This window comes from Anoxybacillus mongoliensis (genome assembly GCF_014201515.1).
Lineage (GTDB): Bacteria > Bacillota > Bacilli > Bacillales > Anoxybacillaceae > Anoxybacillus > Anoxybacillus mongoliensis.
In genome coordinates this window covers 59,984-75,497 of record NZ_JACHEQ010000009.1, presented here as the reverse complement: position 1 = coordinate 75,497, position 15,514 = coordinate 59,984, and the positions used below count along the sequence as shown (strand labels likewise).

The window sequence follows — 15,514 nt, the reverse complement described above, 5'->3', positions numbered from 1 at the left end:
AGGGGGAGGCTAGATGTTCACAAGAATAAACAAATTACAAATTGAACTGCCGAAGTCTACGTATGCGGATGCAAAGGCAGCAGCAGCGGTCCAAGAGTTGCTCGGTGGAAAATTCGGAGAAATGTCAACGTTAAACAATTATTTATTTCAGTCATTTAACTTTCGTGAAAAGAAAAAACTGAAACCCTTTTACGATCTAGTTGCGAGTATTACAGCAGAAGAATTAGGTCATGTAGAACTTGTGACAGCGGCCATTAATTTATGTTTAACCGGCACGACATATGAAGGAGCGCCCGATGTCACACCAATGCAAAATGGAGCAGACCAACGAAATACGTATCATTTTATCGCTACGGCGCAAACAGCGTTACCTGGAGATTCAATGGGAAGGTCATGGTCAGGGGATTACGTTTTCAATAGCGGGAACTTAGTTTTAGACTTGCTACACAACTTTTTCTTAGAGTGTGGTGCACGTACACATAAAATGCGTGTGTATGAGATGACGGACCATCCTGTTGCGCGAGAAATGATCGGTTATTTACTTGTGCGAGGAGGAGTTCACGTTATCGCATATGCCAAAGCTCTTCAAATTGTTACAGGGGTTGATGTTACAAAAATGCTACCAATCCCTAATTTGAGTAACGATAAATTTGACGCAGCAAAGAAGTATGAAGCACAAGGTTGGCATAGAAGATTGTATACGTTTAGCGAACATGATTATCAAGATGTAAAGCAAATTTGGAAAGGAACACATCCGTTTGATGGAGGACAACTTGAAGTTATTCAAGGAACACCGACTGGGGGACCGATTCCAGACTTAGAAGCAGTGGAGGAAACATTTGCTCCAGGTATTTCATACGAAGATTTCCTCGAAATAGCTAAACGTCTCCAACGATCCGCTGGATTGTAACAAGCTGTGCCGAGCGCATAGCTTTTTCTTTCGTCATTTTTAATTAATTAAACTATGTTCTAAATAATCAATTTTAAAAAAGAAAAAATAAGAAAAAATCAACAATTGATTGCTTAGTTAAAAATGACATATAATAAAAAAGAAGACACAAAGGAGGATGAAAACTATTGATCTCGCTACAACATATTGAAGAAGCTCAACAACGAATGAAAACCGTTGTTCATAGAACTCCTCTCGAATTTTCTCAAACATTTAGCCGTTTATCAAATAATCGAGTATACATGAAATTAGAAAATTTACAGAAAACAGGTTCATTTAAAGTACGAGGATCATATAACAAAATCATGTCATTAAGTGATGAAGAAAAAAGCCGAGGAGTTATTGCAGCTTCGGCAGGAAATCATGCTCAAGGAGTTGCTTACTCAAGCAGCATGATTGGTATCCCATGCACAATTGTCATGCCTAAGGGGGCACCATTAAGTAAAATTCAAGCAACACAAAGTTACGGTGCAAACGTCATTCTACACGGAGACGTATTTGATGAATCGCTGGAATATGCTCGAAAGTTACAACTAGAAACAGGAGCAACGTTTGTTCACCCTTTTGACGATCCAGCTGTTATCGCTGGGCAAGGTACGATCGGACTAGAGTTATTTGAACAGCTAGATGATATTGATGCAGTCATTTGTCCAGTTGGAGGAGGCGGTTTGCTCGCTGGTATAGCAATTGCGATGAAACAGAAAAAACCATCTGTCCGTGTATACGGCGTTGAATCTACTGCTTGCGCGAGCACGACAGCAGCGAAACAACATAATCAGCCGGTTGTGATTAATCCATTGAATACAATTGCGGATGGCATCGCTGTTAAACGAATTGGGGATTTAACTTTTTCATACATACAAAAATATGTCGACGATATTGTTTGTGTGGAAGAAACCGATATTTCACGAACGATGTTATATTTACTCGAACGAAATAAATTACTTGTTGAAGGTTCAGCGGCTTGCTCACTAGCGGCTTTATTGTACAAAAAAATTCCACTTGAAGGAAAAAATATCGTCGCCATTTTAAGTGGTGGGAATGTCGATGTCACACTTATTTCACGTATCATCGAACGAGGACTCGTTGAGTCAGGACGCTTTGTTACATTTGCGACAGTTATTTCTGATAAACCAGGACAACTCAATAAGTTGTTGCGCATTATCGCCGACTTAGAAGCCAATGTCATGTCTATTGATCATCAACGAATGGGCACAAACGTTCTTCCAGGACAAGCGGAAGTTCGATTCTCCCTTGAAACAAAAAATAGGGAGCATATTGATCAAATTCAACATGTTTTAATCGAATCTGGCTACACCATTCGCCGTCTTGACTGAAAATGTGGATGTTCTATCTTTTTTCTCTCCACGCAAAACAATGCTTTCAAACTAACGTATTTTCTACTATTATTAAATTAAATAAACGCTTGATTTGAAGGTGGGGAGAATAAAATGAAGCAAATGGAATTTTTTATCGTTCCGCATCCGAGAGGAACCGTGCGAGTAGATGTGTACAAAAAGAACGGATCATACGAAGCGCACGCTAAGTTTAAAGATGTGGCCACAGCACAAGCGAGCGGAAACGATAAACATTTAGCAGTATTGCAAGCGCTACATGAACTTGCTAAATTTTTAAATAAATATAAAGGTTCTTGAAGGAGGAAATCGCTGATGATTCATTTGAACTGGCATGAGCGTCCAACGATTAAAATAGTTGTATGTAACCATACGAATGCAGAAAAGTACATTGTACATAACGTATTGACACCAGGCAAAGAGTATGAAGTAAAAAATGAAACAGATGATTTTTATTTTATTATCGATAACCGTGGCAAAGTCGGTGGATATTATAAGCATTATTTTACAGAAAAAGCGGTGTAATGCCGCTTTTTTTTCATTTTTTACACAGCCTTCTCAAATAAATTTCACAATTATGTACTATACTAGCTTACGGATTGAATGAAAATGAGGGGGATCGTTAGTAATGAAAAAATGGATCGTACTGTTAATCGGTGCACTTTTCTTCGCTCTAGCAGGATGTAACAATCAGGCGGAGGAAAAGAAAGAAGAAACAAAACAAGCAGAGGAAAAGCAAACAGAACAAAACAAGGAACAGTCAAATGAAGAAGACGTATTTACGAAAGCAGCAATGGCTGAGCCAGATGAAAACACTATGTGCGTATTTTGTAATATGAAAGTGTATCCAAAAGAACACGAGCTTGGAAAATTTACTACCAAATCTGCAACTGAAAACGGTGACGTATTGTTTTTTGATGACATCGGATGTTTATTTAACTATGAACGCGATCACGGTGAAGCTACTAAAAAATATGTACGTGATTACAATACATTAGAATGGATTGAATTACAAAACGCGACAGTAGTGAAAGCAGATATTAAAACACCGATGAACTACGGATATGCGTTTTTTGCAAAGAGAGAAGATGCTGATAAATTTATAAGTGAACAATCGAATGCAATGATTGTATCATGGGAAGATGTTGACAAAGTCGCTCACGAGCGTTATATGAAAAAGAAACAAATGATGCAAAATAAAAACGACGGACAAAGTCACGGCCATGGCGACAATATGCAACAAGATGGTCATCAAGATGGAAATATGAACAACGATGGACATAGCCATAATTAAAAGCTGCCTTTTGGGCGGCTTTTTAATTTTTAAAAAAATATTTACAACAACTGTACTATTTAATATAATACAGTTATTACAGTTAGTACGGAAAAGGAAAGGGGGGGCGATATGTTCGATCTTGATTTACGAAGTCGAAAACCGATTTATGAACAACTGATTGAAAAAACGAAAGAAATGATTATTCACGATGTGCTGAAACCTGATGAACAGCTACCATCTGTTCGCTTGCTAGCGAAACAATTAACCATTAATCCAAATACGATTCAAAAAGCATATCGAGAGTTAGAAAGGGAAGGGTATATTTACTCTATTCCGGGTAAAGGAAGTTTCGTCGCCAACAAAAAAGAGGCGATTTACGATGAAAAAGTCAAACAACTAGAGGAAAATATACTTAAACTATGTCAGGAAGCATTTTATATCGGGTTAAAAAAGGAGCAAATCTTTTCGATTGTTGAACGCGCCGAACGTGCGATACGAGGAGGAGAGGAAATTGATTCAAATTAATCATGTAAGCAAGCGATTTGGAGAATTAGAGGCGATTAAAGATGTGACATTTTCCGTCCCAAAAGGGTCGATTTATGGATTACTTGGATCAAATGGTGCTGGAAAAACAACACTGATGAAAATGATTGCGGGTATTTATAAACAAAACAAAGGAACGATTACTATTGATGGTGAGCCAATTTTCGAAAACATCAAGCAAAAAGAACGAATCATTTTTTTACCTGATGCGCTTTATTTCTTCCCACATACAACAATTCGACAAATGGCGGACTTTTATCGTCATATATATCCAAAATGGAACGAAGAACGTTTTTACAAAATGCAAGAGCTATTTCCAATTAACATGAATCAAAAAATACATCGGATGTCCAAAGGGATGCAACGCCAAGTCGCATTTTGGTTAACATTTTCTGCAATGCCTGATGTGCTTATTTTAGATGAGCCTCTTGATGGGCTAGATGCTGTGATGAGACAAAAAGTGAAAAACATTTTATTTCAGGACGTAGCGGAAAGGGAAATGACCGTTGTTATTTCCTCGCACAACTTATTTGAAGTAGAAGATTTATGTGATCGTATCGGTATACTACATCACGGTTCGCTCATCATTGAAAAAGAGATAGATAATTTAAAAACCAATATTCATAAAGTTCAAGTGGCATTTCATGGGCAAGCTCCCTCTTCTTTCTTTCAACAGATGGATGTTATTTATAAAGAATATCGTGGTAGCGTTTTGCTTTGTATCGTACGTGGAAAAGAAGAAGAAATTATTGCTCATATTCAAAAACATGATCCAATTTTATTTGATTTATTACCACTAACGTTAGAAGAAATATTTATTTACGAAATGGGGGGGAAAGGATATGCCATTGAAAACATTCTTATTTAATCGTGGAATATTTACTCAAATTATTCGTAACGTTGGATGGGTCTCACTTATATATTTCATCGGTTTATTTTTTGCTTTGCCTATCCATATGTTTATGATGAGCGAAAACAAAGACTGGCTTATGCATCATCAAACAGGCCGTATATTTGATATCGGGAGTCCAATTCAGTTTTCCCTTATGTTCACACTCCCTATTTTGCTCGCTATTTTTTTATTTCGTTATATGCAAGTAAAGCTATCGGCTGACTACATGCATAGTCTACCAATTAAACGAGAAGGGTTGTTTCTTCAACACATTATCGTTGGGATGATCGTGCTTATCGTGCCCATTACACTCATTGCAGGATGTTTAATAGTAATGAAACCGTTTCTCCCAATTTCTTTATATTCATTGAAACATGTAGCTATTTGGTTTGTTAGTACCGTTACGATGAATTTATTATTATTTTCTGGAGCTGTGTTTGTTGGGATGCTCACTGGCATGTCCATTTTACAAGGCATGTTTGCTTACGTTCTCTTTTTCTTCCCTGCTGGAATATTTATTTTACTCATATTTAATTTGAAATATTTTTTGTACGGCTTTGCATACGAATATTATTTATCTTCCAGCTTAAATGAAATGATTCCTTTTATTCAAGCACTAAATTGGGAAACAGAACGAATCCAACCGCTCGAAATATTGATATATACCGTGCTCACTTTTATGTTTTATGGACTTAGTATATGGTTGTACAAAAAAAGACATGTTGAAATGGCAACGGATGCAATTGTCTTTCGTCCACTCCGACCAGTATTTACATACGGTTTCACGTTTTGTGTTATGCTTGTCGGCGGAGCATATTTTGGACAGATGCAACAAAAGATGAGATGGGTGATTTTTGGATACGTATTTTCATCATTAGTTGGTTACATCATCGCTCACATGATTTTAGCGAAAACGTGGCGTGTATTTAGTCGTTGGAGAGCATACGTGGGGTATGTCGTATTTATGAGTATCGTTGGCTTATTATTTGCATTTGATCTATTTGGATATAAGACGTACCAACCGTCATTAAACGAAATTGAACGAGCATATTTCGGTGACCATATATACTTTTTTGAAAGCGATGAAATAGATAGGGAAAATGCCTTTTACTATGAAAAGGAAAATATAAAGAATATTTATTTATTTCATCAACACCTTATTGAACATCAAACATATCCAGTCAACGAGAGACGGAACGTTGTGATTGGTTATGACTTAAAAAATGGCGATCGGATTGTTCGAGAATATACAGTTTCATTAAATATATACAATCAATTTTATGCGCCTATTTTTAATTCAATCGAGTTCAAAAAAAATCATTATCCGATTTTACGTAAGACGAATTTTGAAGACACTTTACAAATTAAAATTGGTTCGGAAGATAAATTTGTTCGATTGCAAGATCGAGCTGATATCGAGTCGTTTTTAACTGTCTTGCGGCAACAACTTTTAAATGAAACGTTTAATGGAGAAGCAGGATATCAAAGTTGGGGAACGATTAACATAGCATATGAAAAGTACCACGAGGATAGCATTGAATGGAAAAAATCGTACCATCTCATCGAGCAATGGCTGCAACAGCGAGGACTATTGCAAAAAGCGAGAGTAACAGCTGATGATGTCGTTGAAGTGAAAATTATTCAAAACACAAAAAAAATCCCACTGTTTGAATGGACACCAGAAATGCTTGAACATGAAAAAGCAAAAATGATCGTTCGTGATAAGAGGAAAGTCGAACAATGTTTACAAATGGCTGGTATTGGGGAAGAAAATTATATCGTAGGCATTTACTATAAAAATGGTCGCATTGACATCCAGTCATTTTCAAAACATCTTGTACCTTCATTCATTAATTAAAAGACCTGCGTGTTCAGGTCTTTTTCTTTGTTGGCAAAAGCCACTTATATTCGGTAATATATTGTTGTTCATGATAAAAAATAGAGAGGTTGACTAGCTGTGAGAAAAATTGAACTGTTAGCGCCAGCGGGAGATTGGGATTGTCTTCGTGCTGCTGTTGCCAATGGAGCAGACGCCGTTTATTTTGGTGTCGATAAATATAATGCGCGTGTACGGGCAAAAAATTTTCGCATGGAAGAATTAAAGGATATCATGGGTTATTTGCATAAATACAATGTTCGCGGATATGTCACTTTTAATATTTTAGTTTTTGAAAATGAGCTAAAAGAAGCAAAACAGCTCGTTGAAGCATGTATAGATGCAGGGGTAGATGCACTGATCGTACAAGATTTAGGACTTGTTCAACTCATTCGTGATATGTCACCTGATTTTCCAATTCACGGATCAACGCAAATGACTGTTACATCGCCGGAAGCGGTCGAGTTTTTGAAGCCTTATAACTTGGAAGTGGTGGTGCTCGGTCGTGAAAATAATTTAACACACATCCAAAAAATTGCTGAGAAAACAAATGTGCCGTTAGAAGTTTTTGTTCACGGAGCGCTTTGTGTATCATATTCTGGACAATGTTTAACATCGGAAATGTGGGGTGGGCGTTCTGCTAATCGTGGCGAGTGCGCCCAAGCTTGTCGTCTTCCATACGATTTAATTGTTGATGGCGAACAAAAAGAAATGGGAAACGTAGCTTATTTACTTTCACCAAAAGATTTAGCTGCTCTTGATCTCGTCCCGGAGCTCATTGAGGCAGGAGTAAGCACATTTAAAATCGAAGGACGATTAAAATCCCCAGAATATGTAGCGAATGTTGTCAGCAAATACCGAAAAGCGATTGATGAATATTTAGCAGGCCGCCATTATACTCCTTCACCAGAGGAAATACGTGAACTTCAACAAAGTTTTAGTCGTGGATTTACACATGGCTTTTTAAAAGGAACGAACAACAAACAGCTTGTTGACGGAACATTCCCGAAAAGCCGTGGCGTATTTCTTGGGACGGTCAAAAAAGTATTAAAAGACGGGGTTTTATGTGAACTGCAAGCCCCGTTAAAACGTGGGGATGGCATCGTCTTTGATGCAGGCCGCCCAGAAGAAAAAGAAGAAGGCGGTCGCGTGTATGACTTACGAAAACACGGAAAAAAAGTCAAGGGGGAAGTCGAAAAAGGGCTTGTTGAAATCATCCCTGGTCGACATGACGTTAATTTAACACGCGTACGTGTCGGAGATCGCATTTGGAAAACAAGTGACCAAGAGCTTGATCGTCGTTTGCGTAAAACATTTGAAACCGAGCGACCATATCAGTTGTTTCCGCTAACTGTGCGTGTGTACGGTGAAGCAGGAAAACCGCTCATTTCAACATGGCGCGATGAAACGACAGGCAATGAAGTAATCGTTCAATCTGATCAGTTGTTAGATGTTGCTCAAAAGCGACCACTAACATTAGACTTTATAAAAGAGCAATTTGGAAGATTAGGGGGAACAATTTTTGAACTAAAAGATGTTCACATGCATATTACAGGTAATGTGATTCTTCCTGTTAAAGAATTAAACCGAATGAGAAGACAAGCTGTTGAACAACTCATTCAACAACGGCAACGTCCACGGGTATATATGAAACGAGCAGTTGATTTGGCATCTCCTTATCGACAAAAACAACGAGCAGAGAATCCTTCTTTAATGGCGCTTTGCCGTACGCTTGAACAAGTTGAAGCGGCATGTGATACGGATGTAGAAATGGTGTATGCGGATTTCGAATTTACAACCGATTATCCGAAAGCTGTACAGATGGCACGAGCTGCAAATAAGCCAATTGCTTTAGCCACTCCGCGCATTCATATGCCTGGAGAAAATGGAATTTTGAGAGGAATTTTAAAAGCCGAGCCAGATGCCATTTTAGTGCGTAGTTTAGGAGCGGTACAATATTATACGAGTCAATTAGTTGAGCAAACGTTAATTGGTGATTTTTCACTTAATGTTTCAAACCATCTGGCTACGCAATTGTTTTTATCGCAAGGGCTTGATCGTATTACCCCTTCATACGATTTAAACATCCAACAAATGATGGATTTACTTGAAGCGGCACCAACCGAACATATTGAAATTGTTATTCATCAACACTTGCCGATGTTCCATACTGAACATTGTGTATATTGTACATTTTTAAGTGAAGGAACCGATTTTACAAACTGTGGACGACCATGTGAAAAACATCGTGTCTCCTTGCGAGATCGTATCGGTATGCTTCATCCTGTTCGTGTCGATATCGGCTGCCGCAATACGGTGTACAATGCGATCGAGCAATCTGGTGCCGAATACATTCCGAACTTTTTATCGCTCGGTGTTCGTTCATATCGTATTGAATTTTTGGAAGAGTCGCCGAAAAAAGTAGAAGAAGTCGTCAGTTTATATCGTGAAGCGCTTGAGGGCAAACGAAGCGGTACAAGCGTATGGCGTACACTAAAAGCCATTAATCAACTTGGTGTCACACGCGGACAGCTAATCAAAAAATAAGCGGGCTTAAGTCTCGCTTATTTTTTGATATGTGTACATTTTGCTATAATAGTAAATGAATGAAAAGAGAAAGGGTGATTTCTATGCCAGCTGTTGAATCAAATATGTTTCCGTTAGGGGAAAAAGCGCCATCGTTTGAGCTTGTTAACGTCATCAACGGACAAACCGTTCGTCTGGAAGATGTCAAATCGGATATTGCGACGGTAATTATGTTTATTTGCAACCATTGCCCATTTGTAAAACATGTTCAAGAAGAACTTGTTCGTTTAGCTAATGATTATCAACCAAAAGGAGTTTCGTTTATTGCGATCAATTCAAACGATATTGAAAAATACCCAGATGATTCCCCTGAAAAAATGAAAGAGGTAGCTGAACAGTTTGGATATCCGTTTCCGTATTTATTTGACGAGACACAAGAAGTAGCGAAAGCATATCAAGCTGCATGTACACCGGATTTCTACATATTTAATGGTGAACTACAATGTGTTTACCGTGGTCAACTCGATGATTCCCGACCAGGTAACGGAATCCCGGTTACAGGTTCTTCGATTCGATCAGCTTTAGACGCATTGCTATTAGGTAAACCTGTTCCGAAAGAACAAAAGCCAAGCATCGGTTGCAGTATCAAATGGAAAGAAAAATAAAAAAACATTTGACTTTTTGTTTTTAAGCCTATATACTTAAGAAGTACCATTTCGTTCGTTATATCAATGATCGTTATAAGTTGCACCTTTGTCGGGTTCATCTTATAAGGACTTGACAGAAGTGTAGCTTTTGTTTTATGAGTAATGAAACGGTGGTCAATTTTTAAAATTGTTTTGGAGGAATTTCACATGAACACAGGTAAAGTAAAATGGTTTAACGCAGAAAAAGGTTTTGGATTCATTGAGACGGACGGAGGTACAGACGTATTCGTTCACTTCACAGCGATCCAAGGTACTGGATTCAAAACGTTGGAAGAAGGCGAAAAAGTAACATTTGACATCGTGAATGGTAACCGTGGGCCGCAAGCGGCAAACGTCCAAAAAGCATAAATAGTCAAACGTACGGGATCTCGCTTTTCGTGAGATCCCGTTTTTATATGCAACAAAACAAATTCTCACTGGCACAGCTTCGGAGCTGTAAGGACGGAAGAGAGGTAGGGTTTCCGTCGTTTTTGTTTGTTCGGACACGCTCATAGAGAGCGTGTTCTTTTTTTAATAAAAATACAGAAAATTTGATAAAAAACTATTGAAAAAAGAAGAATGATTACATATAATAAACTCATGTTATAAAATTATACATAAGAATGTGAGGTAATGTGACATGAGTGAATTGCTTGTTTCTGAACAAACAAACACTTCCGTACTTGAACAGATTAAAGAAATCATAAAACAAAAACATGTCGAATTGTTACATTTGCAATTTGTTGATATTGAAGGAGTTTTAAAACACGTCACAGTTACAACGGAACAACTCGATGATGTAGTAGAAGGGAAAATTATGTTTGATGGATCTTCAATTAAAGGTTTTTCACCAATCAATCGCTCAGATTTATATTTACTTCCCGATTTACAAACATTTGCGGTATTACCATGGACTGTAGAAGACGGATATGCAGAAGCTCGTTTTCTTTGTTCGGTTGTCAATCCTGATGGAACATTATTTGAGGGTGATCCACGTAACGTATTGAAAAAAACAGTGGAACGCGCAAAACAAAAAGGATACACGATCTCCGTTGGTCCTGAGTTAGAATTTTTCCTATTCAAAACTGACGAACACGGGAATCCAACAACAACACCACAAGATAGCGGTGGCTATTTTGAACCATCTCCAAAAGATCTTGGAGAACGCGTTCGCTTAGATATTTATCGTGCATTAAAAGCGATGGGATTTACAATTGAGGCCTCACACCATGAAGTTGCTGAAGGACAACATGAAATTAACTTCAAATATGCCGATGCGTTAGGTGCTGCTGACAATGCTACAACATACAAATGGGTCGTAAAAACGATTGCTAAAAAATACGGATTGCACGCTACGTTTATGCCAAAACCGATTTTCGGTATTAACGGTTCAGGTATGCACGTAAACATTTCGCTATTTAAAGATGGAGAAAATGCGTTTTTTGATCCAGCGGATGACAATCAATTATCTGAAACGGCATACCAATTCATTGCTGGTTTATTACACAATGTAAAAAATTTCACGGCCATTACAAACCCACTTGTAAACTCATATAAACGTCTTGTCCCAGGATATGAAGCACCGTGTTATATTGCTTGGTCGGCATCAAACCGCTCCGCACTCATTCGCATTCCGGCTAAGCGTGGATTAGCAACACGCGTTGAGCTTCGTTGTCCAGATCCATCTGCCAATCCTTATTTAGCGTTTGCAGTCATCGCTGAGGCAGGACTTGATGGGGTAGAAAAACAGCTCACTTGTCCAGCACCAATTGATGAAGACATTTTTCATATGACTGCTGAACGCCGTGCGGAGCTTGGTATCGAAAACCTTCCAGGTAGCTTAGGAAAAGCGATTGAAGAACTAGAAAATGGAACAATTGGCCGTCATACATTAGGAGATCACGTATTTAACGAATACGTAGCAATGAAAAAGAACGAATGGGATAGTTATCGAACAGCTGTTCATGCTTGGGAGATTGAACATTATCAAGCAAAATTTTAAAAGCGAGCGATTGTGCTCGCTTTTTTGCATGTTTTCATTATGTGTTTGAACAACAAATGGTTTATGATGGTACATAGAAAAAATAACGAAAGGGTGATATTGTGTCTAAACGAATAATTACGATGATCGTATTGATTTGTACCGCAACAACACTACTATGGACTGTCGGTTTAATCATCACCATTCAAGACCAATTTTTTTACGAAGCTTCCTCGATTAAACGACCAAAACCAACAACTTCAAACATACAGAAAAATAATGAACTTTCGATTGTCGCTCTTGGCGACTCATTAACACGTGGAACAGGAGATGAAACGGGGAAAGGGTATGTTGGATATGTTGTAGATGAACTAAAAAAACGGACAAATCAACACATTCAATTCACAAATTTAGCAATTAAAGGGCAACGATCTGCGCAATTGATTAGCCAACTGAAACAAAAAGAAGTGCAACGTCAATTAAAAGAAGCTGACATTATTTTAATGACGATCGGAGGAAACGACTTATTTCGCGGTGGTGAAGCATTGAGAGACTTATCCACTACGCAATTAGAAAAAGAAAAAGAGAAATTTGTTCAGCAGCTACGTACGATTTTTCAGCTTGTTCGCACAGTAAACAACGATGCACCCGTATTTTATATTGCTTTATATAATCCGTTCAATGATTTAGATAATGGGAAAGAAACATCTGCCGTTGTACGTAGTTGGAATTATGCAGCATCTGAAGTAGCAGCCGACTATAAATCAATCATTTGCGTTCCAACGTATGATTTGTTCGAACTGCAAGTAAACGACTATTTATATACAGATAAATTTCATCCTAATAAAGAAGGATATAAGCGAATTGGTGAACGTGTTGCTTCACTCATTACGTTAACGAAAGGAGAAAAGTAATGGAAGAGACATTAGTTGTGCAAAATGTGCGAAAAACCATTGGAAAAAAGGAAATTATTAAAGGGCTTTCGTTTTCGTTAAAAAAGGGCGAAGTGTTTGGTTTCTTAGGCCCAAATGGTGCCGGGAAAACAACGACAATTCGCATGCTTGTCGGATTAATCCGACCGACATCTGGAACGATTTCAATTTGCGGCTATGATTTACAAAAACAATTTACAAAAGCGATCCAACATATAGGGTGTATCGTTGAAAACCCTGAACTTTATCCGTATTTAAGCGGTTGGGAAAACCTTGAGCATTTTGCGCGCATGGTTCCAGGAGTAACCATGCATCGTATTCAAGAAGTGGTTGAACTCGTCGGTTTGCAAAATCGAATTCATGATCTTGTTCGTACGTATTCGCTCGGCATGCGTCAACGCCTCGGTATTGCGCAAGCACTCCTTGGAAAACCAACGGTACTTATTTTAGATGAGCCAACAAATGGTTTAGATCCTGTCGGTATTCGTGAAATGAGACAGTTTATTCGCTCACTTGCTGAACAAGAGCAATTAAGCGTTCTTGTTTCATCGCATTTATTGAGCGAAATACAACTCATGTGCGATCGTGTTGCCATTATGTCCAAAGGAGAGATTATTCGCATTGATACGGTCGAACATTTATTACAAGAACAGGCACGGACATATTGGAACGTTGTCCCGATCAATACAGCTAAAGAAATACTAACAAATGAGACGACTGTCATCGGTGAAAAGGATGGGGCGATCGTTACGATTTATGAATCAAACGAAACGATTGCGCGTTGCAATGCTCGTTTAATTGAAGCAGGGATATATGTCAGTGGAATTGAACGAAAGCTTCCAACACTAGAAGACTTATTTATTGAATTAACGGGAGGGGAAACGATTGATTAATCTTGTATACAATGAAATGTTAAAAATTGTTCGTAAAAAACGACTGTTTATTATCGCAGCGATCGTTGCTGTTCTTGTTAGCTTATTTACATACGCGCAATTTAAACAAATCGAAACGATTCGAGAACGGATCGGAACGACAGATTGGCGTACACAGCTACAACAACAAATCATCGACACACAGAACCGCTTAAACTCAACAGGAATTTCCGAGGAATGGAAAAAGTTTCTTAAAATCCGTTTACAGCAACAACAATATTATTTAGACAACGATATTAATCCAATGGCACCGGGTGCTCCAACATTTATGCGCATGTTTATCGAAAACTCCATTGAGTTATTTTTACCTCTTCTCGTTATGGTCATTGCAGCTGATCTCGTTTCGTCAGAAGCAAGCGGCGGAACAATCAAGCTGCTGTTGACACGTCCTGTGAAACGATGGAAAGTTTTAATGAGCAAATATATAGCGATGATTTTATCTACGTCGTTTATCGTATTTTCTGTCGCTCTATTATCATACGCTATCTCTGGCATTGTATTTGGATATGGTGGATGGAATTTGCCGCTTTTAACAGGATTTTCGATCCAAGGTGAAGAATTAAATACGGCAGCTGCTCATCTTATCCCTCAATGGAAATACTTACTTATTGAATTTGGACTTGCTTTTTTTGTTTCGCTCGTTGTTGGGACACTAACATTTATGCTATCCGTGTTACTACGTAGCACAGCTGCCGTGATGGGAATTATGCTTGCCGCTCTGATTTCAGGAGCCATCTTATCAAATATGGTATCATCGTGGGAGTCGGCAAAATATTTGTTTATGGTGAATTTACGACTCACAAGTTATATTAGCGGCATGGCGCCACCGATTGATGGGATGACACTTTCTTTTTCAATGACTGTACTCGCCATTTGGGCGCTTGGTGCACTAATCGTTTCGTTTTACGTATTTACGAAAAGGGATGTTTACTAATGGAAAAAATGATTTATACGGTAATGGATGCATTACGACAACGAACACCAATGATTATGGATTTCGACAAATTCACTACATATGCTGTTCTTCTTCCACTCATCCGTCAATACGATGACGTGTTTGTCTTATTTGAAGTACGTTCATTTCAATTACGTCGACAGCCCGGTGAAATTTGCTTCCCAGGTGGAAAAATGGATTCGTGTGATCAAAGTCCACAAGAAGCAGCCATTCGGGAAACATGTGAAGAGTTGGGAATCGAAAAAGAACATATTACACATGTCGTTCCACTTGATTATGTGCTTTCACCATTTGGGATGGTCATTTATCCGTTTGTTGCATTTGTGAATAACGCACACATGCAAATAAATGAAAAAGAAGTAGGAGACGTGTTTACTGTGCCACTGTCTTTCTTTTTAGAAACGAAACCAAAAATATATCGTGTTCCATTTGAGCCAAAACCAGAGAACGATTTTCCGTTTGACGATATCCCAGGGGGAAGGGAGTATAATTGGCGTCCACGGCACTTGGAGGAACATTTTTATTACTATAAAGACAAAGTGATCTGGGGATTAACAGCAAAAATCATATATCATTTCACTCAACTCATCCAAAAAGAGAAAGGAGAATAG

At 38.3% G+C, this 15,514-nt stretch carries 16 protein-coding genes; all 16 read left to right on the top strand.

Annotation, left to right across the window (positions count from 1 at the left end; translation table 11 throughout):
- Window positions 1-13: 13 nt before the first annotated feature.
- The 16 genes from HNR43_RS09500 (at window position 14) to HNR43_RS09425 (ending at window position 15,514) form a co-directional block, all read left to right on the top strand.
- A complete protein-coding gene (locus HNR43_RS09500; RefSeq protein WP_183243348.1) occupies window positions 14-910 on the top strand; it encodes a manganese catalase family protein in 897 nt (298 codons plus the stop codon).
- A gap of 167 nt (window positions 911-1,077) precedes the next feature.
- Window positions 1,078-2,286 carry a threonine ammonia-lyase gene (gene ilvA, locus HNR43_RS09495; RefSeq protein ID WP_183243346.1) on the top strand — a complete coding sequence of 403 codons (1,209 nt, stop codon included), beginning with the start codon at window positions 1,078-1,080 and terminating at the stop codon, window positions 2,284-2,286.
- A 114-nt stretch (window positions 2,287-2,400) separates the two neighbouring features.
- Complete coding sequence (locus tag HNR43_RS09490) at window positions 2,401-2,604, top strand: hypothetical protein (protein WP_183243344.1); 204 nt, start codon at window positions 2,401-2,403, stop codon at window positions 2,602-2,604.
- 15 nt (window positions 2,605-2,619) lie between these two features.
- A complete protein-coding gene (locus HNR43_RS09485; protein WP_032101776.1) occupies window positions 2,620-2,829 on the top strand; it encodes a DUF6501 family protein in 210 nt (69 codons plus the stop codon).
- 103 nt (window positions 2,830-2,932) lie between these two features.
- Window positions 2,933-3,598, top strand: coding sequence for a nitrous oxide reductase accessory protein NosL (locus HNR43_RS09480; RefSeq protein ID WP_183243342.1), 666 nt, complete (start codon window positions 2,933-2,935; stop codon window positions 3,596-3,598).
- 111 nt (window positions 3,599-3,709) lie between these two features.
- The gene (locus tag HNR43_RS09475) at window positions 3,710-4,105 is read left to right on the top strand and encodes a GntR family transcriptional regulator (protein ID WP_183243340.1); all 396 of its coding nucleotides are present in this window, start codon (window positions 3,710-3,712) and stop codon (window positions 4,103-4,105) included.
- On the top strand, window positions 4,092-4,991 hold the full coding sequence (locus HNR43_RS09470) for an ABC transporter ATP-binding protein (RefSeq protein WP_183243338.1): 900 nt from the start codon (window positions 4,092-4,094) through the stop codon (window positions 4,989-4,991). The genes HNR43_RS09475 and HNR43_RS09470 overlap by 14 nt, the downstream gene beginning before the upstream one ends.
- Window positions 4,966-6,873: a DUF6449 domain-containing protein gene (locus HNR43_RS09465; protein ID WP_183243336.1), complete on the top strand. Its 1,908-nt coding sequence runs from the start codon at window positions 4,966-4,968 to the stop codon at window positions 6,871-6,873. Before HNR43_RS09470 ends, HNR43_RS09465 begins: the two co-directional genes overlap by 26 nt.
- A gap of 99 nt (window positions 6,874-6,972) precedes the next feature.
- Window positions 6,973-9,438, top strand: coding sequence for a U32 family peptidase (locus HNR43_RS09460; protein WP_183243334.1), 2,466 nt, complete (start codon window positions 6,973-6,975; stop codon window positions 9,436-9,438).
- Between the two features lie 83 nt (window positions 9,439-9,521).
- On the top strand, window positions 9,522-10,082 hold the full coding sequence (locus HNR43_RS09455) for a thioredoxin family protein (RefSeq protein ID WP_183243332.1): 561 nt from the start codon (window positions 9,522-9,524) through the stop codon (window positions 10,080-10,082).
- Between the two features lie 189 nt (window positions 10,083-10,271).
- Window positions 10,272-10,472: a cold-shock protein gene (locus tag HNR43_RS09450; RefSeq protein WP_003398700.1), complete on the top strand. Its 201-nt coding sequence runs from the start codon at window positions 10,272-10,274 to the stop codon at window positions 10,470-10,472.
- A gap of 271 nt (window positions 10,473-10,743) precedes the next feature.
- On the top strand, window positions 10,744-12,105 hold the full coding sequence (gene glnA / locus HNR43_RS09445) for a type I glutamate--ammonia ligase (protein WP_183243330.1): 1,362 nt from the start codon (window positions 10,744-10,746) through the stop codon (window positions 12,103-12,105).
- Between the two features lie 101 nt (window positions 12,106-12,206).
- The gene (locus HNR43_RS09440; protein WP_183243328.1) at window positions 12,207-12,998 is read left to right on the top strand and encodes a GDSL-type esterase/lipase family protein; all 792 of its coding nucleotides are present in this window, start codon (window positions 12,207-12,209) and stop codon (window positions 12,996-12,998) included.
- On the top strand, window positions 12,998-13,909 hold the full coding sequence (locus HNR43_RS09435) for an ABC transporter ATP-binding protein (protein WP_183243326.1): 912 nt from the start codon (window positions 12,998-13,000) through the stop codon (window positions 13,907-13,909). Before HNR43_RS09440 ends, HNR43_RS09435 begins: the two co-directional genes overlap by 1 nt.
- Complete coding sequence (locus HNR43_RS09430) at window positions 13,902-14,882, top strand: ABC transporter permease (protein WP_183243324.1); 981 nt, start codon at window positions 13,902-13,904, stop codon at window positions 14,880-14,882. The genes HNR43_RS09435 and HNR43_RS09430 overlap by 8 nt, the downstream gene beginning before the upstream one ends.
- Window positions 14,882-15,514, top strand: a complete 633-nt coding sequence (locus HNR43_RS09425) for an NUDIX hydrolase (RefSeq protein ID WP_183243322.1) — start codon at window positions 14,882-14,884, stop codon at window positions 15,512-15,514. Before HNR43_RS09430 ends, HNR43_RS09425 begins: the two co-directional genes overlap by 1 nt.

What these genes read in the sequence shown, in the direction of transcription:
- HNR43_RS09500 (WP_183243348.1), top strand. Translation starts at nt 14, where the DNA reads ATGTTCACAAGAATAAACAAATTACAAATTGAACTGCCGAAGTCTACG.
- HNR43_RS09490 (WP_183243344.1), top strand. Translation starts at nt 2,401, where the DNA reads ATGAAGCAAATGGAATTTTTTATCGTTCCGCATCCGAGAGGAACCGTG.
- HNR43_RS09485 (WP_032101776.1), top strand. Translation starts at nt 2,620, where the DNA reads ATGATTCATTTGAACTGGCATGAGCGTCCAACGATTAAAATAGTTGTA.
- HNR43_RS09480 (WP_183243342.1), top strand. Translation starts at nt 2,933, where the DNA reads ATGAAAAAATGGATCGTACTGTTAATCGGTGCACTTTTCTTCGCTCTA.
- HNR43_RS09475 (WP_183243340.1), top strand. Translation starts at nt 3,710, where the DNA reads ATGTTCGATCTTGATTTACGAAGTCGAAAACCGATTTATGAACAACTG.
- HNR43_RS09465 (WP_183243336.1), top strand. Translation starts at nt 4,966, where the DNA reads ATGCCATTGAAAACATTCTTATTTAATCGTGGAATATTTACTCAAATT.
- HNR43_RS09455 (WP_183243332.1), top strand. Translation starts at nt 9,522, where the DNA reads ATGCCAGCTGTTGAATCAAATATGTTTCCGTTAGGGGAAAAAGCGCCA.
- HNR43_RS09450 (WP_003398700.1), top strand. Translation starts at nt 10,272, where the DNA reads ATGAACACAGGTAAAGTAAAATGGTTTAACGCAGAAAAAGGTTTTGGA.
- glnA (WP_183243330.1), top strand. Translation starts at nt 10,744, where the DNA reads ATGAGTGAATTGCTTGTTTCTGAACAAACAAACACTTCCGTACTTGAA.
- HNR43_RS09435 (WP_183243326.1), top strand. Translation starts at nt 12,998, where the DNA reads ATGGAAGAGACATTAGTTGTGCAAAATGTGCGAAAAACCATTGGAAAA.
- HNR43_RS09425 (WP_183243322.1), top strand. Translation starts at nt 14,882, where the DNA reads ATGGAAAAAATGATTTATACGGTAATGGATGCATTACGACAACGAACA.